We start from the raw sequence: 23,780 nt of genomic DNA on the forward strand, positions 1-23,780 counted from the left end.
ACGCAACCGATACCAAGCCGTGCCGTTCGGCCGGGCAGAAGCGTGGTGAGCTGGCTAAACCGTCCGAATCGTGGCCTTATACCCTGTTGGGCGTGACCGAACCCGCAACCACGCAGTCAGGGCCCGAGGGGGACACCCCGCAGCACCGCTACACCGCGGAGCTGGCCGGGCAGATCGAACGTGACTGGCAGCACACCTGGGCGGAGTTGGGCACCTTCAACGTTGCCAACCCCGTGGGCTCACTCGCCCCGGCCGACGGCTCCGACGTGCCCGCCGACAAGATGTTCGTGCAGGACATGTTCCCGTACCCGTCCGGTGAGGGGCTGCACGTCGGCCACCCGCTCGGTTACATCGCGACCGACGTCTATGCCCGCTACTACCGCATGACGGGCCGCAACGTGCTGCACGCGCTGGGCTTCGACGCGTTCGGTCTGCCCGCCGAGCAGTACGCGGTGCAGACCGGCACGCATCCGCGCACGCGCACCGAGGCCAACATCGTCAACTTCCGCAGGCAGCTGGGGCGCCTGGGGCTCGGCCACGATTCGCGGCGCAGCTTCTCCACCACCGACGTCGACTTCTACAAGTGGACGCAGTGGATCTTCTTGCAGATCTACAACGCCTGGTTCGATCGCGATCTGAACCGGGCCCGCCCCATCAGTGAACTGATCGCCGAATTCGATTCGGGAACAAGGACACTCGGCGACGGCAGGAACTGGCGAGATCTCGACGCGGCGGGCCGCGCCGACGTGATCGACGGTTACCGGCTGGTCTACCGCGCGGATTCGATGGTCAACTGGTGTCCGGGGCTCGGCACCGTGCTGGCCAACGAGGAGGTCACGTCCGACGGCCGCAGCGACCGCGGCAACTTCCCGGTGTTCCGGAAGCGGTTGCGGCAGTGGATGATGCGGATCACCGCCTACTCCGACCGGCTGCTCGAAGATCTCGATGTGCTGGATTGGCCGGACAAGGTCAAGACCATGCAGCGCAACTGGATCGGCCGCTCGACGGGCGCCAACGTGCTGTTCGCGACCGACGCAGGCAACATCGAGGTGTTCACGACGCGCCCGGACACGTTGTTCGGCGCGACGTATGTGGTGCTGGCACCCGAGCACGATCTGGTCGATGCGCTGGTCGCCGACGCGTGGCCGGACGGCACCGACGAACGCTGGACGTATTCGGCGGCGTCGCCGCGCGAGGCCGTCGCGGCATACCGGGCCGACATCGCGGCCAAGTCGGACCTGGAACGCCAGGAGAACAAGACCAAGACGGGCGTGTTCCTCGGCGCCTGTGCCACCAATCCCGCCGACGGCAAACAGATTCCGGTTTTCATCGCCGACTACGTGCTGGCCGGCTACGGCACCGGCGCCATCATGGCGGTGCCCGGCGGCGATCAGCGGGACTGGGACTTCGCCAAGCAGTTCGGCTTGCCGATCGTCGAAGTCGTTGCGGGCGGCGATATCTCGGAGGCCGCGTACAGCGGTGACGGAACGATGGTCAACTCCGGCTATCTGGACGGTCTCGACGTCGAAGCGGCCAAGGCCGCCATGATCGACCGGCTGGAGGCAGAAGGCCACGGCCAGCGCCGCATCGAGTACAAGCTGCGCGACTGGCTGTTCGCCCGGCAGCGGTACTGGGGCGAGCCGTTCCCGATCGTCTACGACGCCGACGGCCGTGCTCATCCGCTGCCGGAATCGGCTCTGCCCGTCGAGCTTCCGGACGTGCCGGACTACTCGCCGGTGCTGTTCGATCCCGACGACGCCGACAGCGAGCCGTCGCCGCCGCTGAACAAGGCGACCGAATGGGTACACGTCGAGCTTGATCTCGGCGATGGTCTGCAGACCTACACGCGCGACACCAACGTGATGCCGCAGTGGGCGGGCAGCTCGTGGTACGAGCTGCGCTACACCGACCCGCACAACTCAGAAGAGCTGTGCGCCAAGGAGAACGAGGCCTACTGGATGGGCCCGCGCCCGGCCGAGCACGGGCCGGACGATCCGGGCGGTGTCGACCTCTATGTCGGCGGCGTGGAGCACGCCGTGTTGCACCTGCTGTACTCGCGGTTCTGGCACAAGGTGCTCTACGACCTGGGCCACGTGTCGTCTCGCGAACCCTATCGGCGTCTGGTCAACCAGGGCTACATCCAGGCCTTCGCCTACACCGACTCGCGCGGCTCCTATGTGCCCGCCGCGGAAGTCGTTGAGCGCGAAGGGAAGTTCTACTGGCCCGGACCCGACGGCGAAATCGAGGTCAACCAGGAGTTCGGCAAGATCGGCAAGAGCCTCAAGAACTCGGTGTCGCCCGACGAGATCTGTGACAACTACGGGGCCGACACACTGCGGGTCTACGAGATGTCGATGGGTCCGCTCGAGGCGTCGCGCCCGTGGGCGACCAAGGATGTCATCGGCGCGCACCGGTTCCTGCAGCGCGTGTGGCGGGTGGTGGTCGACGAGACCACCGGCGCCGTGCGCGTGGCCGCACACGAGGCCCTCGACGAGCAGACGCTGCGGATCCTGCACCGCACGATCGCCGGTGTCACCGAAGACTATGCCGCCCTTCGCAACAACACCGCGGCGGCGAAACTCATCGAGTACACCAACTACCTCACCAAGGAAGGTGTTTCGGCGCGGGCCGCGATCGAACCGCTCGTGCTGATGGTGGCGCCGCTGGCACCGCACCTGGCCGAGGAGCTGTGGAAGCGGTTGGGCCACGACACGTCACTGGCGCACGGACCGTTCCCGGTTGCCGACCCGCAATACCTGGTCGACGACACCATCGAGTTCCCGGTTCAGGTCAACGGCAAGGTGCGCAGCAAGATCACCGTCGCCGCCGACGCCGACAAGGCGGCGCTCGAGGCCGCGGCCCTGGCCGACGAGAAGGTGCAGGCCTTCGTGGCGGGCGCGACGCCGAAGAAGGTCATCGTCGTGCCCGGCCGACTGGTCAACATCGTCGTCTGATCAGCCGGGGCGGACCACGATCTCGTGCACGTGCCCGTCCGGCGGGGTGGTCACGGCGTTGGCGACCAGGCCGGCGACGGTCTCCGGCCGCAGGAAGCGCCCCGGGTCGTACTCCTTGCCCTCGTAGGCGACGAGCTCACGCTGCATCTCGGAGTCGGTACGGCCCGGGAAGATCGAGGTGACGCGCAGCGACGGCTCGTCGGCGCGTAGCGAGTCGGCGAAGGCACGCAGGGCGAACTTGCTCGCCGAGTAGGACGCCATGCCTGCCGAAACCGTCCGTCCCGCACCGGAATTGATGAACACTACATGGCCGCGGGCCGCGCGCAGCGCCGGTAGCAGAGCCAGCGTCAACGCGACGGCCCCGGTGACGTTGACCTCGAACGACGCGCGCCACTCCTCGGCACTGGATTCACCGACGCGGCCCGGGTAGAGCACACCCGCGTTGTGGACGAGCACGTCGAGTTCGGCGAGCACCTCGGAACTGGCCTCGATCGAATCCGCATCGGTGAGATCGAGTGGCCAGGTCGGTGCGCCCAACCGTTCGGCGAGTTCGTCGAGGTGAGCTGACGGGCGCCCGGCCAGCAGCAGCGTGTGGGTGGGGGCGAGCGCGGCGGCAGTGGCCGAACCGATGCCGCCGCCCGCCCCGGTGATCAGCGCGGTCGGCACCCCCGAGACGTTACCGAGCCCCCACCGACCTGCGCGACTTGCCCTCGAGTCGCATCATGGTACGGATGCCTCCCGATCCCAGCTTCGCCCCGACCCAGCTCGCCGCGCGCGCCGCCTACCTGCTGCGCGGTAACGACCTGGGTGTGATGACCACTGCCGCGCCGCTGCTCTACCCGCACATGTGGAGCTGGGACGCCGCCTTCGTGGCGATCGGGCTGGCTCCCCTGAGCGTCGAGCGCGCCGTCGTCGAACTCGACACGCTGCTGTCGGCGCAGTGGCGCAACGGGATGATCCCGCACATCGTGTTCGCCAACGGCGTCGACGGGTATTTTCCCGGGCCGGCCCGCTGGGCCACGTCGGCGCTCGCGGCCAACGCGCCGCGGATCCGGCACACGTCCGGCATCACCCAACCTCCGGTGCACGCGATCGCCGTGCAGCGCATCCTCGACCATGCGCGCAGCCGGGGCCGCTCCACGCGTGCGGTCGCCGCGACGTTCCTGGACCGGCGCTGGGGCGATCTGGTGCGCTGGCATCGCTGGCTGGCCGAGTGCCGCGATCAGGACAGCCGCGGCCGGATCACGCTGTATCACGGGTGGGAGTCCGGCATGGACAACTCGCCCCGCTGGGACAGCGCGTACGCCAACGTGATCCCCGGCAACGTGCCCGAGTATCAGCGTGAGGACAACACGATCGTCACCGACGCGACCCAGCGGCCGTCCGATCTCGAGTACGACCGGTACCTGTGGTTGCTGGAGGAGATGAAGTCTGTTCGCTACGACGACGATCTCCTGCCGAAGGTGATGAGTTTCGCGGTCGAGGACGTCTTCGTCTCGGCGATCTTTTCGGTCGCCTGCCAGGTGCTCGCAGAGATCGGTGAGGACTACAAGCGACCGCATGCGGATGTGCGTGATCTGTACTCGTGGGCGGACCGGTTCCGCGCCGGAGTCGTCGAGACGAGCGACGAACGTTCCGGTGCGGCTAGGGATTACGATGTGCGCGCCAAGAAGTGGGTGGCCACCGAGACCGTCGCGCAGTTCGCGCCGCTGCTGTGCGGGGGGCTTCCGCACGACAAGGAGCGCGCGCTGGTGAAACTCCTTGAGGGGCCCCGCTTCTGCGGTCATCCCGACCTCAAGTACGCGTGCATTCCGTCGACTTCGCCGGTGTCACGCGACTTTCGGGCGCGCGAGTACTGGCGCGGGCCGGTGTGGCCGGTGATGACGTGGCTGTTCTCGTGGTGCTTCGCGCGCCGGGGCTGGGCCGAGCGGGCCAGGCTGCTGCGCCAGGAAGGGCTTCGCCAGGCCAGCGACGGTACGTTTGCTGAGTATTACGAACCATTCACCGGTGAGCCGCTGGGCAGCATGCAGCAGTCGTGGACCGCGGCCGCGGTGCTGGACTGGCTCGGTTAACGCGGGTTACTCGTCGGCCTTGGCCGAGGACGCCGCGCCCTCCTCTTCCTGGCCGGCCAGCCGCTCGAGCGGGGCCAGCGCCTTGGCGAGGGTTTCGAGATCTTCCGAGCTGAGTTTCGCCAACCGGGCGGCGAGGTCGGCGCGGCGGGCCGCGAGCGACTCACGATGCTGAACCAGACCGCGCGGCGTGACGTCGACGAGCACCGCGCGCAGGTCGGAGGGATCGCGTGAGCGCTTGACCAGGCCCAGCTTCTCCAGCCGGCGGATCGCGACGGTGGTGGTCGGCGTGCGGACGCGCTCGCGCGCGGCCAGTTCCGTCATCCGGATCGGGCCCTGGTCCAGCAGGGTCAGCAGAATCGACAGCTGAGCCAGCGTCAGATCGCCCGCGGTGCCCTTATGGGTATCCCCGCGGCGCAGCACGGAGAACACCTTGGAGAGGACACGCTGAAGTTCCCCAGCAAGCTCCGTGACCTGCGACTCGGTCTCCACCATAATTCGCTAGTCTAACCTGTCTGATCCTGTCACGATGTCAGGTTGCACATTTGGCGCGACAATCAAAGTATCTGGGACAAGAAGCGGCGCAGTCGATCTGTTTCGGCGGCTTCGAAGATCTGCGTCGGCGTGCCCGACTCGACGACCTTGCCGTGATCCATGAACACCACGCTGTCCGCGGTGGATCTGGCGAACCCCATCTCGTGTGTCACGGCGATGATCGTCATGCCGTCGGCGGCCAGTTCGGCCATCAGCTCGAGCACGCCCTTGACCAGTTCCGGATCGAGCGCCGACGTCGCCTCGTCGAAGAACATCACCTGCGGCGCCATCGCGAGCGCCCGGGCGATCGCGACGCGCTGCTGCTGGCCGCCCGACAGCGTGGCGGGCCGCACATCGGCCTTGTACCGCAACCCAACCCGGTCCAGCTGGGCCAGGCCGAGCTCGCGGGCGGCCTCGGCGTCGAGGCCCTTGAGCTTGCGCGGACCGAGTGTGACGTTGTCGAGCACGGTCCGATGCGGGAAGAGGTTGAACTGCTGGAACACCATGCCGATGCGTTGACGCAGCTGGTCGGGATTGTCGGCCAGCACCGAGCGGCCGTCGAGCAGGATGTCACCGCGGTCGGGTTCGTAGAGCCGGTTCAGCGTGCGCAACAGCGTGGACTTACCCGAGCCCGACGGCCCGATGACGGCGGTCGTGGTGCCGGCAGGCACGTCGAGGTCCACCCCGCGCAGCACCTTGTTCGGCCCGAACGCGAGGTGAATGTCGCTGGCCGCCAACGAGACTGCTGCCGGAGTGGTTTCGCTGGCCGGCATCAGATCATCTCCTGGTGGGCGGCGGGCAACGGGTCTTCCTCGGTCGGGGGCCTGCCGCGTCGCAGCCGGTTGTCGATGAAGTTCACCAGATGCGTCAAGGGAATCGTCAGCATCAGATAGAACAGCCCGGCCGCCACGAGCGGTGACAGGTTGCCGGTCTGCGCGTTGAGATCACGTCCCACCTGGAACAGCTCACGCTGATTGGCGATGAGCCCGAGGAAATACACCAGCGAGGAGGCTTTGAGCAGCGAGATGAATTGGTTCATCAACGCGGGTAGCACGCGGCGCACGCCCTGCGGCACCACGACAAGGCGCATCGACGCGGCATAGCTGAAGCCCAGGGCGCGCGAAGCCTCGAGCTGGCCGGCTTCCACGCTCTGGATGCCGGACCGGAAGATCTCCCCGATGTAGGCCGCGGCCATCAACCCGAGCGCGGCGATGCCCAGCGGGTAGGGATTGTTACCCGTCAAGGAGCCGACCACCGGGCCGATGCCGAGCCCGATCAGCAGGATGATCACCACTTCGGGCAGGCCGCGGAAGATGTCGGTGTACACCCGGGCGGGCCAGCGCAGCCATGCCGAACGCGAGATACCTGCCACCGCCAGCACCATGCCGAGAACCAGGCCGATGATGCTGGCACTGACGGTGAGGATCAGGGTGTTGGGCAAACCGGTCTTGAACAGGTCGGGGATGGCCTGTTTGTAGAGTTCCCAGTCGAGGAACGAGTCGGCCAGTTGCGACAGCGTGGATTTCGGCGCCACCGCCTCACCGGCGGCCGGTTGTTCGCGGCCGGCGGCGATCGCGTCGAAGTCGGGCAGCTGGGGCTGCGGCGCAGCCTTGGATCCGGGTTTCCAGCCGGGCGGCAACGCACGCGGCACCCAGTCCGAGTACAGCCGGGCCCACGTGCCGTCGGCGATCACCGCGTCTAGGCCCGAGTTGAGGGCATCGATCAGCGGCTGGTTCTCCTTGGCGACCGCCCAGGCCACGAAATTGTCCAAGCTGAAGGTGTTTTCGATGATCTCGGCCGGATCGCCCGGCTGCACGGTGCCCGACGCCTGCTGGGACGGCGCCACCCACGCGTCGATCTGTCGGGTCTTGAGGCTCGCGTAGACGGTGTTGTAGTCGGGGAACTTCACCGGCTGCAGGCGCAGCGTGTCGATGACGTAGGACTCCTGCACGGTGCCCTGTACGACGCCGATCCGCTGGCCCGGGCCGAGCTTGTCGAAACCGGTGATGGCCGAGCCGGTCGGCACGACGAGAGAGAAGTAGCCGAAGTCGTAGCCGTTGGTGAATCCGACTGTGCGGCGGCGTGCGTCGGTCGTCGTGATCGACGAGGACGCGACGTCGAAGCGCCGCGACGCGGTCTGGGCCAGCAGCCCGGAGAACTCGGTGCCGACGAAGTTGATCCGCAGGCCGAGTTTGTCGGCGATGGCCCGCAGCACCTCGTTGTCGAATCCGGTGAACTGGCCCGCCGAATTGATGCAGATGCTCGGCGGCGCGTCCGAGAGTGTGCCGACGGTCAGCACGCCGGGCGTCGACAGCCCGAGCGCATCCACACGGACCGTGTCCAACGGCTGCACATTCGGCGTCGTGTATTTGTCGGCGCCGGGCCCGGTCGCCGCGGCAGCGAGATTGGTCGGCAGCGCGCTCGCGCTCTCCACGCCCGGCGGAGCGCACTGGTCGGCATCGGCATGGGCCGGGCCAGCCAGCACGAGCCCCATGACCATCAGGGTCGATGCCAGCAGCGCAGCGATTCGTCTGACGCTCATCTGTTGCAACCTAGTGGGCACACGCGCCGCGGTGAGGGATTCGGCTCAAGGCGACCGCAAGTCTCCGAACACGCCACGCCGGGTGAGCTCGGCGATCATGATCTTGGCCATCAGGTCCGCGCGCTCGACGCAGGCGCGGCGGGCCGCCTCGGGGTCGCGGGCATGGATGGCCGCGGTCTCCGCCTCGTAGCCCTCGAGAAAATCGACCTTGGCCTTCGGATAGGACAGCCAGAACTCCGACGGGGCGAAGCTCTTTCCGGCGCGGATCGTGGCCTGGAGCCGGGGCCCGGCGTACTCCTCGTTGATGGCGTCGCGGTACACCCAGCAGGCTTCCTGAAACGAGCGGGTGTCCTTGGCGGTGCGCAGGATGCGCAGCGTGTCGTCGAGGTGCGCGAGGATGCGCGGCGTCGGGTTCTCCGCGCAGCGGGCGGACGCGATGCCGTTGAGGATGCCGTAGAGCTCGTGATGTTCGGCGACCGTCGCCTCGTCGAACCGGGAGACGAACGCACCCCGGTGATAGCGGGTGGACAGGATGCCGTCGTGCTCGAGCTGCACGACGGCTTCCTGGATGGGGACACGGCTCAACCCGAGATCACGGACGATCTCGTTGCGGTCGATGCGGTCTCCGGTACGCAGTTTGCCCGTCATCACCTGGTTGATGATGTACGTGACAACCTGGTCCTTTTCCTTGACCCCGTACTTCTTCGGCACCCTGCCTCAGACCCCCTGCGGTGTATGCGTTGCGCCAGTTTCTCACGCGCTCGCCCCGGCACGGTCCAAGTCAATGCCGGTTCGGCTCGCGACGGACGTCAGGCGCCGGCACGGCCGTCCCGCCAGCGGCACAGCGCCTCTGCCGCGGTCAGGTCGTAATCGGGACCGTTCGCGCCGACCGTGAGGATCGTGACGCCGAGGTCGGCGAGGGCGTCGGCCTCGGCGAGCATCGCGTCGATGCCACCGGAGTCCTGCACGCCGGCGGACCGCTCGACCGTCGCGGGGTCGCGCCCGACCGACTGGCAGTGCTCGCCGAGCACCTGCGCCTTGCCCGGGTAGGTGTTGCGGTCGACGAACGCGTGCCAGATACCGGCGTGCTCGGCGACCAGTCGCAGCGTCTTCCGTTCGCCCTGCCCGCCGATCAGGATCGGGATGTCGCGGGTGGGCGCCGGGTTGAGCTTGGCCAGCCGAGCCCGAATCCGGGGCAGCGCCTCGGCCAGGTCGTCGAGCCGGCTGCCCGCGGTGCCGAACTCATAGCCGTACTCGTCGTAATCCTTTTGTTTCCAACCTGATCCGATGCCGAGAATGAGCCGGCCGTCGGAGATGTGGTCGACCGTGCGGGCCATGTCGGCCAGCAACTCGGGGTTGCGGTAGGAGTTACAGCTCACCAGCGCGCCGATCTCGATGCGCGACGTCTGCTCGGCCCACGCGCCGAGCATCGTCCAGCATTCGTAGTGCGCGCCTTCGGGATCACCGTAGAGCGGGAAGAAGTGATCCCAGTTGAACGCGATGTCGACGCCGATGTCCTCGCAGCGGCGTACCGCGTCGCGGATGTGGCTGTACTTGGGGGAGTGCTGAGGCTGCAGCTGCACGCCGATGCGAATGGGGAAGGTCACCTTCGCGAGCGTACTCAGGCGCCTTCCCCATCTGAACCGGCATCACATACCGATCTGGCTGTCCGGCTTCCACACTGCGACGACGGCGGGCCGAGCCGGCGTGTCACCGCCACCCGGCCAGTGCGACAGCGGCTTCTCCAGGCTGTAGTCGTCGCCCTCGCCCGGATGCTGCACGCACACCGTCACGAGGTTGTCGGTCACGACGGGCCCGCAGGTCTCCGCGCCGATCGGCACCGACAGGAACTGTTTGGTCTCACCGCGATTCGGCCCGTCGAGCGCCACGGCGAACAATCCGTCGTTGGCGTCGAGCGCGTTGCCGTCGGTCGAGATCCACAGATTGCCGTGGCTGTCGAACGCGAGGTTGTCCGGGCACGAGATCGGGCTGACCTTCTCCTTGTCGAAGCCCGCGTAGTACGTGTCGGCGGCCTTGGGGTCGCCACACACCAGCAGCAGGTCCCAGGTGAAGTCGGTGCCCGCGTGGTTGTCGGTGATCTCGAGGATCTGGCCGTTCTTGTTCTCGTTGCGGGGGTTGGCCGCGTCGACGGGCGCCTTGCCCTCGGTGCCGCGCTTATCGTTGTTGGTCAGCGCGACATAGACCTTGCCCGTGTGCGGGTTGGCTTCGAAGTCTTCGGGCCGGTCCATCTTGGTGGCGCCGGCCTTGTCGGCGGCCATGCGGGTGAACACCGCGACCTCTTGCGCGGTGAAGCCGTCGACCAGCGATTCGCCCGCCCCGTTCGGGCCCGACTTGAGCAGCGGGAGCCAGGTGCCGGAACCGGCGAACGAACCCTTCGACGGGAGCTTGCCGGTGCCGTCGATCTCACTGGCCGGGATGTCGCTGCTCAACTTGGCGACGTAGAGCGTGCCCTCGTCGAGCAGAGTCATGTTGTGCGCCATGGCCGCGGGATCGGTTCCGGGCTGGACCTTCTTGGCAGAGACGAACTTGTACATGTAGTCGAAGCGCTCGTCGTCGCCGGTGTAGACGACGACGGTGCCGTCGTCGGTCACGTAGACGTTGGCCCCCTCGTGCTTGAGCCGCCCGAGCGCCGAGTGCTTGACCGGGGTGGACGCCGGGTCCCACGGGTTGACCTCGACCACGTAGCCGAACCGGTTGACCTCGTTGGGCGACTTCGCCAGGTCGAACCGGGGGTCGAAGTTCTCCCACTTGAGTTCCGAGGGCTCAAGGGCGATGCCGTAGCGGTCGAAGCGATCGGCGTCGACGGGCCCGGGTGCCGGGCTGCCCTCGGCGGCACCGAAGTAGTTGTTGAAGTTCTCCTCGCCGGAAAGCACGGTGCCCCAGGGCGTTACGCCACCCGCGCAGTTCGCGAAGGTGCCTGCGACGGTGCGGCCGGTCGGGTCGGCGGCAGTCTTGACGAAGTCCGTCCCGGCGGCGGGCCCGGTCAGCGTGAACGGGGCGTCGGCGGTGATCCGGCGGTTGTAGCGGCCCATGACCGGCTTGAGCGCCCCGTCGGCGCCACGCTCGACCTCGACGACGCCCATGCCCATCGCGGCGATCTCGATGTCGAACTGTTCGCGGGTGGGGGCATCGGCGTTGTAGCCGGGGAACATGAACTGCGGTGTGACGTACTCGAAGTTGGTCACCAGCAGGAAGCGATTGTCCTGTCCGGGAACCGGCATGAGTGCGGCGAAGTCGTTGTTGAACCCGAACTGCTTGCGCTGCGCGTCGGCGGTCTGCTTGTTCAGATCGAACGCCGGTGCATCGGGGAGGACCGGATCGCCCCACGAGATCACCACGTGCTGCCGGTACCCCTCGGGGATGACGACGGCGTCCTCGGTGTTGGGGGCCACGGCGGAGAACTTCATGCCGGGCGGGGTCTCGACGGGTGCGGCGGCGGGCGACGGCGTCGGGTCCGGCTGATCGCCGGTGCCGCACGCGGCCAGCACCGACCCGGCGCCGACGGCCAAGACGGTGACACCCGCGGCCTGCAGCACCGAGCGACGCGACATCTGCTGCACGATATCGCCGAAATACTCGTTGTCACTGGTATTGGGCACGGGCTTCGAACACGCGTCGCCGCACCGGTAGCGGCAGGTCACATGCTGACGCGACGAGATTCCACGGTGGGTGACAAAGAGATTCAACGGTACAAGCGCCATCGCGCGCAGATCCTTCCGCTCGATACCGGCCGAGGGCTGGGCGGCCGGGTCCGGCGGAAACCTACGGGAGTCGAACTAGCAGCGGGTTAACAGCAGGGAACCAGTCAGCTATCAAGAAGTCCACGCAGGATCTGCACAAGGGCCGCGGGCTGATCGCCCTGGACCGAATGCCCGGAGTCGGCCACCACATGGGTTTGCCGAAAGCCCGGCGCCGTCCTGGCGAACAACTCGGCGTCCTCGTCGTTGACGAAGAACGAGTTGGCGCCGCGGATCAGCGTCGTGGGCATCGTGATCGACGGCACATCGTCCCACAGGCCCTCAAAGCCGTCGCCCTTGCGGAACGAGTCGTAGCGCCACGTCCAGGTGCCGTCGTCGAGCCGCTTCGAATTGTGGAAGACGCCGCGGCGCAACGATTTACGGTCCCGGTGCGGCGCCGCGGCGATCGTGACGTCCAGCATCGCCGCAAAGCTCGGGAAAGTCCGGTTCTCCTGCACGAGCGCCACGGTGCCCATCTGGGCCTTGGTCATCTCGGTGTGGCGTTCGGGGGCCGACGGCGTGACGTCGACGAGCGCGAGCTCGGGCACGAGGCCCGGCTCGGTCGCGGCGATGCGCAACGCGGTCAACCCGCCCAGCGACATCCCGACCACCAGGCGCGGGCTCGGTGCGTACGCGCGCAACACCGGCTTGAGGGTCTCGGCGTTGAGCTTTGGCCCGTAGTCGCCGTCCTCGCGCCATCGCGAGCGACCATGGCCGGGCAGATCCACCGCGAGCGCGGGCTCGCCGAGACCCAGGATCACGGTGTCCCACGTGTGGGCGTTCTGGCCGCCGCCGTGCAGGAACACCACGCGTGGCGGCTCGGCACCGAACTTCAGTGCACTGATCGGTCCGTGCTCGACGCGTTCGACGGGCGGCAGCGGCCCCGTCGCGCCGATCTGCTCGGCGTTCTCGTGCAGGAGCCCGAACTCGTCAAGCCCCAGCAGATCGTCATCGGAGATGTCCGGGTTGACCACCCACCGACCTTACAAAACGGTCAGCTCGCCCACGAGACCGTGCGTAACTGTCTGCGCGACGTGATCCCGAGCTTGACGAACACCTTCCGCAGGTGCCATTCGACGGTGTGCACGCTGATGAACAACTGCGCGCCGATCTCCTGGTTCGTCAGGCCTTCGCCGGCGAGTTTGGCGATCTGGGCTTCCTGCGCGGTCAGTTCGTCACCGGTACCGATCGCCTGCTTGCGCGCCTTCTCGCCGGTCGCGACGAGCTCGCGCCGCGCTCGTTCGGCGAAACCCTGCACACCCATCCGGGTGAACGCCTCGTAGGCGTCGTTGAGTTGCTTGCGGGCGTCGAGCTTGCGGTGCACACGTCGCAGCCACTCGCCGTAGGCCAGCCGGGCACGCGCGCCGTGAAGGGCGATCTGCCCGCGTTCGAGCCGCTCGATCGCCTCGCGGAACAGTTCTTCGGCTGTCTCGTCGGCGGCCAGCAGTGCCCGCGCGGTCGCGACCACACCCAACCCCCAGTCCGTGCCGCTGACGCCGGCCCGTTGCTCGAGCAGCAGCAGGGCCGATTCCCCGGTCTCCCGGTCGCCCAGATGTGCTGCGGCCTCGATCATTTCGAACAGGCACCAACTGTAGAACCCGAGATCCTCGTATTCGCAACACCTACGCGCAGCGGCGAGCGCCTCGGCGTAGCGGCCGAGCCCGTTGAACAAGACGGCCGACAGGAACGCGGTGAGGCCCAGCAGCCGGCCTTCTCCCTGTGCGGCGCCGTCGGCGGCCGCGCTCGCGATCAGGTCGGCCGCTTCGTTGTGAACACCACGCCAGGCCGCGAGGTTGAGCGTGTGGTATTTCCTCGGTGCACCGCCCGTCGCGGCGGCGATGGCCGTAGCCTCTTCCAGAAGCCGTGTCGCCGAGTTGAATTCGCCCATGTACACGTGGATTCCGGCACGGTAGACGAGCGCCGGTGACAGCGCCGCGAGTGCGCCGGTGTCGCGTGCATGCCGAACCGTGTCGGTGGCGATGTCGGCCAGCACCTTGTCGTCCCACAGTTCGTGGGCGGCCGATTCCTGCGCGATCGGAAACGGCCAGTGCCGCCCGGCGCGTGGCAATTCGGCGGTGCTCCACGACTGCAGCGCGGTACGGAGGTGGTCAGCGCCTGCACCGGGACCGTCGAGGATGCGACTTGCGATGCCGCTCAACAGGAAGTCCACCGGCCGGTGCAGCTCGGCGAGTTGGTCGACGGCTGCTCGCGCGGCCCGTGCCACCTCTTCCAGGGTGCCGGCCCCGCCGAGCCTTCCCGCATACATGGCGGCCGCGAGCGCCTCGAGGTGGGTCTCGCGTGCCAAGTCGTCGTCGAGTCCTTCGAGACCCCTTGCGGCACTGAGCAATTGCTTGGCGGTCTCGCCGGTCTTGAGCGCGCCTGCGGCACCGCTGCGGCTGCGCGCGAACTCCATCTGTGCCCGCATCCGCACGACATGGGCATGCTGCAACTTGGTGAGCGGAGCGAGTTCGGCCATCGCGAGAAGGTCATAGGCGGCCTCGGGTGCTGCCGCGTCACGTTTCGCCTGGGCGGCGGCGATCGCTCTGGCCCCGCGAAGGCCCGGATCCGCGGTGAGGGTGGTGGCGCGCTCCAAGAAGGCGGCCGAAGCCGCGATCCCGCCTCTGCTCTGTGCCCGGCCCGCCGAGGTCTCCAGCATTTCCGCCACCGATTCGTCGGGGCCGGATGCGGCGTTCGCGGCGTGCCACGCGCGGCGGTCGGGATCGAGCTCGGGGTCGGTCGCGTCGGCCAGTGCGCGGTGGATCTCGCGGCGGTCGGTGAGATCGGCGGCCCGGTAGGCGGCCGAACGCATCAACGGGTGCGCGAAGTGAACGCGCGCACCGAACTCGATCAGCCCCGCTGCTTCGGCCGGTGCAAGTGCGTCGACCGGAATCGCGAGCTCGGTCGCGGCGCGGACGAACAACGCCGCGTCACCGACCGGTTCGGCCGCCGCCAGGAGCAGCAGCCGCTGCGTCGGCTCGGGCAGCGACTTGATGCGGCGCAGGAACTCCTCTTCGATCGCCGCGGTCGACGAGCGCTTGCCGGAGATCCAGAAGCCGCCGGCAAGGGCGGTCGCGGACACACTCCGCGGCACCTCGAGTATCGCCAGCGGTATGCCACGGGTCTCCGCCACGATGCGGTCCCGCACGCGTGGGTCGATGCCCGTCAACAGCACGGAGTCCAAGAGGTCGCGCGCATCGGCGTCGGAGAGCCCCTCGACCACCATCTCCGGGAGGCCGGCAAGGTCCCGGGCCCCGGAGCCGCGCGTCGCGAAGACCAACGCGACCGGTTCGGCCAGCAGGCGCCGGGCCACGAAGGCCAGCGTCTGTAGGGACACCTGATCGAGCCATTGCGCATCGTCGACGATGCAGAGCAGAGGTTTGTCACCGGCCGCCGCGGCGATCAGGCTCAGCACGGCCAGCCCGACCAGGAATCTATCCGGCGCCGTCCCGCCCGTGCGGCCGAACGCGACGTTCAGCGCCTCGCGCTGAGGCTCCGGCAATTCGTCGAGGTAGGTCAGCAGCGGGGCGCACAGCTGCTGCAGGCCCGCGAACGCGAGTTCCATGTCGGATTCCACGCCTGCGACCTGGACGCGCCGAAACCCTGACGCCTGCTCCGAAAGGTATTCGAGGAGCGCGGTCTTCCCGACACCCGCCTCGCCGCGCAGTGCCAGCACCTGGCAGCTGCCCGATCGCACGGTCGATATCAGACTACGCAGCGCCTCGCATTCGCTCTCGCGACCACGCAGACTCATTGCCTGACCTTATAAAACGCGGCTTGTGAAGCCCTAACCGTGCCGCGCACGGACAAGACTCCACAAGCCGCGGGATGACTAGCTCTCGATGAAGGTTTCGAGCTGCGCGCGAGCGACATCGTCGGGCAGCTGCTTCGGCGGGCTCTTCATGAGATAGGCCGAGGCCGCCTCGACGGGGCCGCCGATACCGCGGTCCTTGGCGATCTTGGCGGCGCGGACCGCGTCGATGATGACGCCCGCCGAGTTGGGGGAGTCCCACACCTCGAGCTTGTACTCCAGGTTCAGCGGCACGTCGCCGAAGGCACGGCCCTCAAGCCGCACGTAGGCCCACTTGCGGTCATCGAGCCAGCCGACGTGATCGGACGGGCCGATGTGGACGTCCTTGGTCTTGAACTCGCGCTGCAGGTTGCTGGTGACGGCCTGCGTCTTGGAGATCTTCTTGGACTCGAGGCGCTCACGCTCGAGCATGTTGAGGAAGTCCATGTTGCCGCCGACGTTGAGCTGCATCGTGCGGTCGAGCTGCACGCCGCGGTCCTCGAACAGCTTGGCCATCACGCGGTGGGTGATGGTCGCGCCGACCTGGCTCTTGATGTCGTCACCGACGATCGGCACGCCTGCGTCTTCGAACTTCTTGGCCCACACCGGATCCGAGGCGATGAACACCGGCAGCGCGTTGACGAACGCGACGTTGGCGTCGATCGCGCACTGGGCGTAGAACTTGTCGGCCTCTTCGGAACCCACGGGCAGGTAGGAGACGAGGACGTCGACCTTGGCGTCCTTGAGCGCCTTGACGACGTCGACCGGATCGGTGTCGGACACCTCGATCGTGTCGGCGTAGTACTTGCCGATGCCGTCGAGGGTCGGGCCGCGCTGCACCGTCACGTTGGTCGGCGGCACGTCGGCGATCTTGATGGTGTTGTTCTCCGAGGCGAAGATGGCCTCGGACAGATCGAAGCCGACCTTCTTGGCGTCCACGTCGAACGCGGCCACGAACTTCACGTCCCGGACGTGGTAGGGGCCGAACTTGACGTGCATCAGGCCGGGCACGGTCGTGTTCTCGTCGGCGTTCTGGTAGTACTGCACGCCCTGCACAAGGGAGGATGCGCAGTTGCCGACGCCGACAATGGCGACCCGGATTTCTCCTGCGTGCTCAGACATGGACGGTCTCCTTACTCGTTCCGTACTGCTCGGCCAGCGGCCTATGTTGTGGTGTCATGGCGGTGCTCAGGTGTTTTCTGGGCGTCCCTGCGCTGTGCGTTCCGCCGCGATCAACTCGTTGAGCCATTTGACTTCTCGTTCGCTGGACTCCAGCCCCAGCTGGTGGAGCTGGCGGGTGTACCGGTCGAACGAACTGCTGGCCCGCGCGACTGCTTCACGCAGACCTTCCCGGCGTTCCTCCACCTGGCGGCGGCGCCCCTCCAGAATTCGCATCCTGGCCTCGGCCGGGGTGCGGTTGAAGAAGGCGAGGTGGACACCGAATCCGTCGTCGGAATAGTTCTGCGGTCCGGTGTCGGCGACGAGCTCGGTGAACCGCTGCTTGCCGGCGTCGGTCAATTGGTAGACCCGGCGCGCGCGGCGCACTTTCGTCGCCCCCTGCGGTGCGGCGTCCTCGACGATCAGCCCGTCGGCCTGCATGCGGCGCAGTGCCGGATAGAGCGAGCCGTACGAGAACGCCCGAAAAGCCCCCAACAAACCCGTCAGTCGCTTGCGCAGCTCGTAGCCGTGCATGGGCGATTCGAGCAGAAGACCCAGAATCGCGAGCTCCAGCACGTAAATCACCCCCTCAACCGAACTATGGATTGTCGCTACGACGAATCAACACCTCGGCCAACTGTATCGCGCCGATATATTGAGTGCCAAGCGAGGGTGACAAAGTAATTGCTTTGTCACGTTGGAGTGGCGCGCGACGCCGGGCGTCACGCCAGCGTGACGCGGCCTGTCAGCGGCTGCTGCGGTAGATCTCTTTGACCGTGCCGTCCGGATAGAGGTCGATGGTTCCGCCACCGAAATCACTGCTGACGATCACTTCGACGTTGACGAGTTCGGGCGTCGACGGGTCTTCCGACGGGGTGATGCGCAGCCACGAACTGCTCACGTCCTCGGGCTTGGTGTTGAGGGTTTCGGGTGCGCCCCGCAGGATGGCCAGCGCCTTCTCGACGTCGAACTTCGCGAGGTCGACCAGCCGGTCCTCTTCGTCGACCGCGTCGGGGGATTGCGGATCACCCCACCCGCCCACATAGCGGTAGTAGACCTCTTTGCGGCTGTCCTGAGGGTCGGGCCGGTACAACATCGCCGAATCGGGGTCGATGTGCAGCTCGTAGCCCATCGTGTTGCCGAACTTGTTCCGCATCTGCTGGAACAGCCCGTTGACGCCGTTGAGGCTCTGCAATTGCCGGGGCGGCGTGAGCACCTCCGCGGCGATGCCGTCGGCCTTGGCGCCCGGGTCGGTCTGGAAGCTCAGCGGTGAAGACGTGTTGCCGTACAGGCCCCAGCCGATGCCCATACCGAGCAGCACCAGCACCACGGCCGTCGCGAGCTTGAATCCCCAGCCACCCGAACCGGGCCGCCGCGGTTGCTTGAGTGTCGGCAGCTGGACCGGCGCATTGGAGTTCTGCAGATCGGCGACGAGGGCGGCCAGCTCTCCGAGTGTCGTGGCGTTGGTGGCGGCGCTCACGCGCTGGCGGTGCTCTTCCATCGACAACTGGCCCTCGCTCAGCGCGCTGTCGAGCACTTTGCAGGTGTCGTTGCGATCGCTGTCTTTGGCGCGTGTAGCCGAGGTCTGCCGGGTTGCCACGCGGATGATCGTATGAGCTGTGACGCGGTCGCGCCTCGGTCTCTGGGGTGCCGACGTACTCTGGTCATCGTGCGATTGCAGAGACAGGTGGTGGACTACGCGCTTCGGCGCCGGTCCCTGCTGGCCGAGGTCTACTCGGGCCGCACGGGTGTGTCGGAGGTCTGCGATGCCAATCCGTATTTGCTGCGTGCCGCGAAATTCCACGGCAAGCAGAGCTCGGTGATGTGCCCGATCTGTCGCAAAGAACAGCTCACGTTGGTTTCCTGGGTGTTCGGGGAACACCTGGGTCCAGTGTCGGGATCGGCACGCACGGCAGAGGAGCTGGTGATGCTGGCCAGCCGCTATGACGAGTTCGCGGTACACGTGGTGGAGGTATGTCGGACCTGCAGTTGGAATCACTTGGTGAAGTCGTACGTGCTCGGCGCCCCTCGGCCCCCGAAGGCGCGCGGCACCCGATCTGCGCGCAAGTCCGCGCGCACGGCCAGTGAATAGCGAAGGGCGCCACAGCCGGTCAGCCAACGACGTCCGTAACGCGGCTGACCGCCTTGGTGCACGCCAGAAGCCACCGGCCCGGCCGCTCGTTCCGGGCCCGGGGTTCCGCCCGACGACCGGTTGACGACTGTGCTGCCGCCCGTCCGTGACGGCGGCCCGGCGCAGATCGACGTCGTCAAAGCCGCGCTGGAAGGCACGCCGCCCCCGAAACCACCGCCGCCCCCGCCGGGCGGCGGCGGACCGTCGGGACCCGGTGGCCCGTCGGGGCCGAAGCCACCCAAGCCGGGCAAGCAGTTCCGGATCAACTGGAAGTGGGTGCGCCGCGGGTCCATCGCCGCGGTGGCGGTCATGGTGTTGTTGCCGTTGGTGACCTTCGGTATGGCCTACATGATCGTCGACGTCCCGCAGCCCGGCGACATCCGCACCGCCCAGGTCTCGACCATCCTGGCCAGCGACGGCAGTGAGATCGCCAAGATCGTGCCGCCAGAAGGCAACCGGGTCGACGTCAAGATCGACCAGATTCCGGTGCACGTGCGCGACGCGGTGATGGCCGCAGAAGACCGGGACTTCTACTCCAACCCGGGCTTCTCGTTCACGGGCTTCCTGCGGGCCATCAAGAACAACCTGTTCGGCGCCGGCGGTCTGCAGGGCGGGTCGACGATCACCCAGCAGTACGTCAAGAACGCACTCGTCGGCGACGAGCGTTCCGGTGTCGGCGGCTTGGTCCGTAAGGCCAAGGAGCTGGTCATCTCGACCAAGATGGCCGGTGAGTGGTCCAAAGACTCTGTGCTGCAGGCGTATCTGAACATCATCTACTTCGGCCGCGGCTCGTACGGGATCGCGGCGGCCTCGCAGGCGTACTTCGGAAAACCCGTCGAACAGCTCACGGTCGCCGACGGCGCACTGCTGGCCGCGCTGATCCAGCGGCCATCGACGCTCGACCCCGCCGTGGACCCCGAAGGTGCCGCCGACCGGTGGAACTGGGTGCTCGACGGCATGGTCGACATCGGCGCGTTGTCGGAAAGCGACCGCAAGGCACAGGTTTTCCCGCCGACGATCCCGCCCGATCAGGCCACCCAGCAGAACCAGACCACCGGCCCCAACGGGCTCATCGAACGCCAGGTCACCAAGGAACTCCTCGATCTGTTCGACATCAGCGAACAGGCGTTGAACACCGAGGGTTTGCAGATCACCACGACGATCGACCCCAAGGCGCAGAAGGCTGCCGAGGAGGCCGTCGCGGAATACATGGACGGCCAGGATCCCGACATGCGTACGGCGGTGGTGTCGATCGATCCACGTGACGGCGCGGTCAAGGCCTATTACGGCGGATCGGACGCCAACGGGTTCGACTTCGCCCAGGCCGGTCTGCCGACGGGCTCGTCGTTCAAGGTGTTCGCGCTCGTGGCCGCGCTGCAGCAGGGCATCGGGCTGGGGTACCAGATCGACAGCTCGCCGCTCACGGTCAACGGCATCAAGATCGGCAACGTCGAAGGTGAGGGCTGCGGCACCTGCTCGATCGCCGAGGCGCTCAAACGCTCGCTCAACACGAGCTATTACCGGCTGATGCTCAAGCTGCAGAACGGACCCGAGGACGTCGCCAAGGCCGCGCACGAGGCCGGTGTCGCCGAGAGCTTCCCCGGCGTCGAGCACACGCTGTCCGAGGACGGCAAGGGCGGCCCGCCGAACAACGGTGTGGTGCTCGGCCAGTACCAGTCCCGCGTCATCGACATGGCCTCCGCCTACGCGACGCTCGCGGCGTCGGGCGTCTACCACAAGCCGCACTTCGTGCAGAAGGTCGTGAACTCCTCGGGGCAGGTGCTCTTCGACGCGTCCGAGCAGGACAACGGCGAACAGCGCATCGACAAGGCCGTGGCCGACAACGTCACCGCGGCGATGCAGCCGATCGCCGGGTACTCGCGCGGGCACAACCTCGCGGGCGGGCGTCCGTCGGCGGCGAAGACCGGAACCAACCAGCTCGGTGACACGGGCGCCAACCGCGACGCCTGGATGGTGGGTTACACGCCGTCACTGTCGACCGCGGTGTGGGTGGGTACCACCGGTGGCGACAAACCGCTTGAGAACCAATGGGGTTCACCGGTCTACGGATCCGGGCTGCCGTCCGACATCTGGAAGGCCACGATGGACGGCGCGCTGGAGGACACCGAGAACGAGTCCTTCCCGAAGCCGACCGAGATCGGCGGCTATGCGGGTGTGCCGCAGGCGCCGGCCGCGCCGGCCGGACCGCCGACATCCGGTCCGCCGACCATCCCCACAGGCCCGTCGCAGACCGTCATCCAGCCGACCATCGAGGTGGCTCCGGGTATCACGATCCCGATCGGGCCTCCGACGACCGTGCCGATCGGACCGCCGCCAGGCGCTCCGGGTGTGCCTGTGGCGCCGGGTGCGCCGGGTGTCCCGGTCGTGCCGGGCGGTCCGGCACAGCCGCCGCCTCCGTGACGGACCGCGTATCGCCGGAGCCGCTCGCGGGGGACCTGCGGAGCGACGACGACCGCGACCTGCCCAGCCGCACCGACGGTCTGAGTTCGGCGCTGTCACAGGTGATCGGCGGTCCGGTCGGTCGGCATGCGCTGATCGGCCGGTCGCGGTTCATGACGCCGCTGCGCGCGATGCTCGTGATCGCGGTGGTGTTCCTGGCGCTCGGTTACACGACCAAGGCGGCCTGCCTGCAGAGCACCGGGTCCGGCACCGCCGGGCAGCGGGTGGCCAACTGGGAGAACAACCGCGCCTACTACGAGCTCTGCTACTCCGACACCGTCCCGCTCTACACCGCAGAGTTGTTGAACCAGGGGAAGTTTCCCTACAAGTCGAGTTGGATCGAGAAGGACGGCTCCGGCAAGCCACGGGTGCAGTACGACGGCAGTCCGGCGATCCGCTACATGGAATATCCGGTGATCACCGGTGTCTACCAATACGTCTCGATGACGTTGGCGAAGACGTACACCGCACTCACCAAACTCGTGGCGATCCCGATCGTCGCCGAGGTCGTGATGTTCTTCAACATCGCCGCGTTCGGTTTGGCGCTCGCGTGGATGGCGACGATCTGGGCGACGTCGCGAATGGCGGGCCGACGCGTGTGGGACGCCGCACTGGTGGCCGGGTCCCCGATCGTGATCTTCCAGATCTTCACCAACTTCGACGCGCTGGCCACCGCCGCCGCGGCCGGGGCCATGCTCGCCTGGGCCCGGCGAAAACCCGTGCTGGCCGGTGCGCTGATCGGGCTCGGAGTCGCGGCCAAGCTCTATCCGCTGCTGCTCCTGGCGCCGCTCGTGATGCTCGCGGTACGGGCGGGCCGGCTCCGTGAGGTCGGCAAGACCACGCTGACGGCGGTGCTGACCTGGTTGGTGGTGAACCTTCCGATCATGGTGTTGTTCCCGCGGGGCTGGTCGGAGTTCTTCCGGCTCAACACCCGCCGCGGTGACGACATGGACTCGCTCTACAACGTGGTGAAGTCGTTCACCAACTGGGGCGGGTTCGATCCGGAGCTCGGCTTCTGGGAGCCGCCGACGGTGCTCAACACCGTCACGGCGATGCTGTTCGCGGCGTGCTGTATCGCGATCGGCTACATCGCCTTGACCGCGCCGAAACGGCCGCGCGTCGCGCAACTCGCGTTCCTCGTGGTCGCGGCATTCCTGTTGACCAACAAGGTGTGGAGCCCGCAGTTCTCGCTGTGGCTCGTGCCGTTGGCCGTGCTGGCGCTACCGCATCGCCGAATCCTGTTGGCGTGGATGACTATCGATGCGCTCGTGTGGATTCCGCGCATGCTCTACCTCTACGGCGAGGCCAACAAGGGCCTGCCCGAGCAGTGGTTCACCACCACGGTGCTACTGCGCGACATCGCCGTGATCGTGCTGTGCGCGTTGGTGATCCGGCAGATCTACCGACCGGACCTGGACCTGGTCCGGTGGGGCGGGCGCATCGATGACCCGACCGGCGGCGTGTTCGATGGGGCACCGGACAACCCGCCGCGCTGGCTGCCTGATTGGCTTCGGCCATCCGCGGGCCGCGTGCGGGTCGAACCCAGGCCCGATCCCGAACCCGAGCCCGCCTCGGCGGGTGCTCAGCCCTGATACGGCGGATAGTACTGCGGCGCAACGGGATTGCGCTTTGCCTGGATCCACGCGGTCGTCGACGGCAGTAACACCAGCACGAGCGTCGCGATCGCGAACAGCAGACCCACAAGGTCAGACCCTGCTCCGCGGCTGTACTCGTAGTCTCCGATTGTCGACGCCACCAACGTCAGGCTGATCAGGACGCTCAGACCGGATACGGTGCATCCTGCGACGACAAGCCACCGACCAACCATCTTGCGGAGCATCAGCATCACTGTCCCGATCAGGAGCAGCAGCCCGCACACGATGTTCAGCATCACGATGGCGATCAGCGCCGTCCACGCACTGTCGGTGACCGCGGAGCTGTTTTGAAAGGTCGCATCCCCCATGATCGCGGCAAGACCGAAGGCCATGAGGAGCCCGCCGAAGAAATTCGCCACGCCACCGAGCCCGGCCAGCACGATCGCGGTGATCGCGGTGCCGCCGCCCGGTGAGGCAGGTTGCATCGGTTGGTACGGGTAGGCGCCCGGATAGCCGGGCTGCTGGGGATAGCCCTGCTGCGGATAGCTGGGCGGCTGCTGCTGCGGGTAGCCGGGCTGTTGGGGATAGCCAGGCTGCCCTGGGTATCCCTGGCCGTAGGGCCCGTTCGGATAGTTCACGCAACCGCCTCGGCTAGATGGACCTGCATGGACAAGGAATTCAGCCTAACGCCAGGCGGCAGCCCCGGACAGCACCGATTTCGCAGTTCAGGGCGTGTTCAGGTAGCCTGGGCCGGTTGCCGACGCAGGCGACCCTCCTGCCACGGAACACGCC

General features: G+C 67.3%; 18 protein-coding genes. 5 read left to right on the forward strand and 13 right to left on the reverse strand.

Annotation, left to right across the window (positions count from 1 at the left end; all coding sequences use genetic code 11):
• Positions 1-92: 92 nt before the first annotated feature.
• Positions 93-2,954 carry a leucine--tRNA ligase gene (gene leuS / locus ACOI2T_RS36205; RefSeq protein ID WP_409503039.1) on the forward strand — a complete coding sequence of 954 codons (2,862 nt, stop codon included), beginning with the start codon at positions 93-95 and terminating at the stop codon, positions 2,952-2,954.
• Here the strand turns inward: leuS and ACOI2T_RS36210 are convergent, their stop codons facing one another.
• Positions 2,955-3,620 carry an SDR family oxidoreductase gene (locus ACOI2T_RS36210; RefSeq protein WP_409503040.1) on the reverse strand — a complete coding sequence of 222 codons (666 nt, stop codon included), beginning with the start codon at positions 3,618-3,620 and terminating at the stop codon, positions 2,955-2,957. It lies immediately after the preceding gene.
• Between the two features lie 65 nt (positions 3,621-3,685).
• Between ACOI2T_RS36210 and ggh the strand changes: the two genes are divergently transcribed.
• Positions 3,686-5,026, forward strand: coding sequence for a glucosylglycerate hydrolase (gene ggh, locus ACOI2T_RS36215; protein WP_067850102.1), 1,341 nt, complete (start codon positions 3,686-3,688; stop codon positions 5,024-5,026).
• A 6-nt stretch (positions 5,027-5,032) separates the two neighbouring features.
• On the opposite strand, the gene ACOI2T_RS36220 is transcribed toward ggh, so the two are convergent.
• The 11 genes from ACOI2T_RS36220 to ACOI2T_RS36270 all read right to left on the reverse strand — a co-directional run bounded on the left by ACOI2T_RS36220 (position 5,033) and on the right by ACOI2T_RS36270 (position 18,402).
• Positions 5,033-5,518 carry a MarR family winged helix-turn-helix transcriptional regulator gene (locus ACOI2T_RS36220; protein WP_409503041.1) on the reverse strand — a complete coding sequence of 162 codons (486 nt, stop codon included), beginning with the start codon at positions 5,516-5,518 and terminating at the stop codon, positions 5,033-5,035.
• Between the two features lie 62 nt (positions 5,519-5,580).
• Positions 5,581-6,330 carry an amino acid ABC transporter ATP-binding protein gene (locus tag ACOI2T_RS36225; protein WP_409503042.1) on the reverse strand — a complete coding sequence of 250 codons (750 nt, stop codon included), beginning with the start codon at positions 6,328-6,330 and terminating at the stop codon, positions 5,581-5,583.
• Complete coding sequence (locus ACOI2T_RS36230; protein ID WP_409503043.1) at positions 6,330-8,099, reverse strand: ABC transporter substrate-binding protein/permease; 1,770 nt, start codon at positions 8,097-8,099, stop codon at positions 6,330-6,332. The genes ACOI2T_RS36225 and ACOI2T_RS36230 overlap by 1 nt, the downstream gene beginning before the upstream one ends.
• 45 nt (positions 8,100-8,144) lie before the next feature.
• Entirely contained in the window at positions 8,145-8,810 is a 666-nt protein-coding gene (locus ACOI2T_RS36235) for a GntR family transcriptional regulator (protein WP_067849986.1), read from the reverse strand.
• A gap of 98 nt (positions 8,811-8,908) precedes the next feature.
• Positions 8,909-9,706, reverse strand: a complete 798-nt coding sequence (locus ACOI2T_RS36240) for an LLM class F420-dependent oxidoreductase (RefSeq protein WP_409503044.1) — start codon at positions 9,704-9,706, stop codon at positions 8,909-8,911.
• A 42-nt stretch (positions 9,707-9,748) separates the two neighbouring features.
• Complete coding sequence (locus ACOI2T_RS36245) at positions 9,749-11,821, reverse strand: PhoX family protein (protein ID WP_409503045.1); 2,073 nt, start codon at positions 11,819-11,821, stop codon at positions 9,749-9,751.
• A gap of 104 nt (positions 11,822-11,925) precedes the next feature.
• A complete protein-coding gene (locus ACOI2T_RS36250) occupies positions 11,926-12,831 on the reverse strand; it encodes an Rv0045c family esterase (protein ID WP_409503046.1) in 906 nt (301 codons plus the stop codon).
• Positions 12,832-12,851: 20 nt separating this feature from the next.
• Positions 12,852-15,608 carry an ATP-binding protein gene (locus ACOI2T_RS36255; protein ID WP_409503047.1) on the reverse strand — a complete coding sequence of 919 codons (2,757 nt, stop codon included), beginning with the start codon at positions 15,606-15,608 and terminating at the stop codon, positions 12,852-12,854.
• Between the two features lie 78 nt (positions 15,609-15,686).
• On the reverse strand, positions 15,687-16,766 hold the full coding sequence (locus ACOI2T_RS36260; RefSeq protein WP_067849993.1) for an inositol-3-phosphate synthase: 1,080 nt from the start codon (positions 16,764-16,766) through the stop codon (positions 15,687-15,689).
• Positions 16,767-16,832: 66 nt separating this feature from the next.
• Positions 16,833-17,378, reverse strand: a complete 546-nt coding sequence (locus ACOI2T_RS36265) for a PadR family transcriptional regulator (RefSeq protein ID WP_067849995.1) — start codon at positions 17,376-17,378, stop codon at positions 16,833-16,835.
• A 169-nt stretch (positions 17,379-17,547) separates the two neighbouring features.
• Positions 17,548-18,402, reverse strand: a complete 855-nt coding sequence (locus tag ACOI2T_RS36270; RefSeq protein ID WP_409503048.1) for a DUF1707 domain-containing protein — start codon at positions 18,400-18,402, stop codon at positions 17,548-17,550.
• A gap of 69 nt (positions 18,403-18,471) precedes the next feature.
• Here ACOI2T_RS36270 and ACOI2T_RS36275 point away from each other — a divergent pair, with 69 nt between their 5' ends.
• From ACOI2T_RS36275 to ACOI2T_RS36285, 3 genes are all read left to right on the forward strand, one after another.
• Positions 18,472-18,894, forward strand: coding sequence for a DUF5318 family protein (locus tag ACOI2T_RS36275; RefSeq protein WP_067850108.1), 423 nt, complete (start codon positions 18,472-18,474; stop codon positions 18,892-18,894).
• 129 nt (positions 18,895-19,023) lie between these two features.
• Positions 19,024-21,354: a transglycosylase domain-containing protein gene (locus ACOI2T_RS36280; RefSeq protein WP_421875504.1), complete on the forward strand. Its 2,331-nt coding sequence runs from the start codon at positions 19,024-19,026 to the stop codon at positions 21,352-21,354.
• On the forward strand, positions 21,351-22,985 hold the full coding sequence (locus ACOI2T_RS36285; protein ID WP_409503050.1) for a glycosyltransferase family 87 protein: 1,635 nt from the start codon (positions 21,351-21,353) through the stop codon (positions 22,983-22,985). The genes ACOI2T_RS36280 and ACOI2T_RS36285 overlap by 4 nt, the downstream gene beginning before the upstream one ends.
• Here the strand turns inward: ACOI2T_RS36285 and ACOI2T_RS36290 are convergent.
• On the reverse strand, positions 22,976-23,626 hold the full coding sequence (locus ACOI2T_RS36290; protein WP_409503051.1) for a hypothetical protein: 651 nt from the start codon (positions 23,624-23,626) through the stop codon (positions 22,976-22,978). The two genes, ACOI2T_RS36285 and ACOI2T_RS36290, sit on opposite strands and share 10 nt — an antisense overlap.
• Positions 23,627-23,780: the final 154 nt, after the last annotated feature.

The organism is Mycolicibacterium wolinskyi str. Jessa 2025, from assembly GCF_049241375.1.
GTDB classification, from domain to species: domain Bacteria; phylum Actinomycetota; class Actinomycetes; order Mycobacteriales; family Mycobacteriaceae; genus Mycobacterium; species Mycobacterium wolinskyi.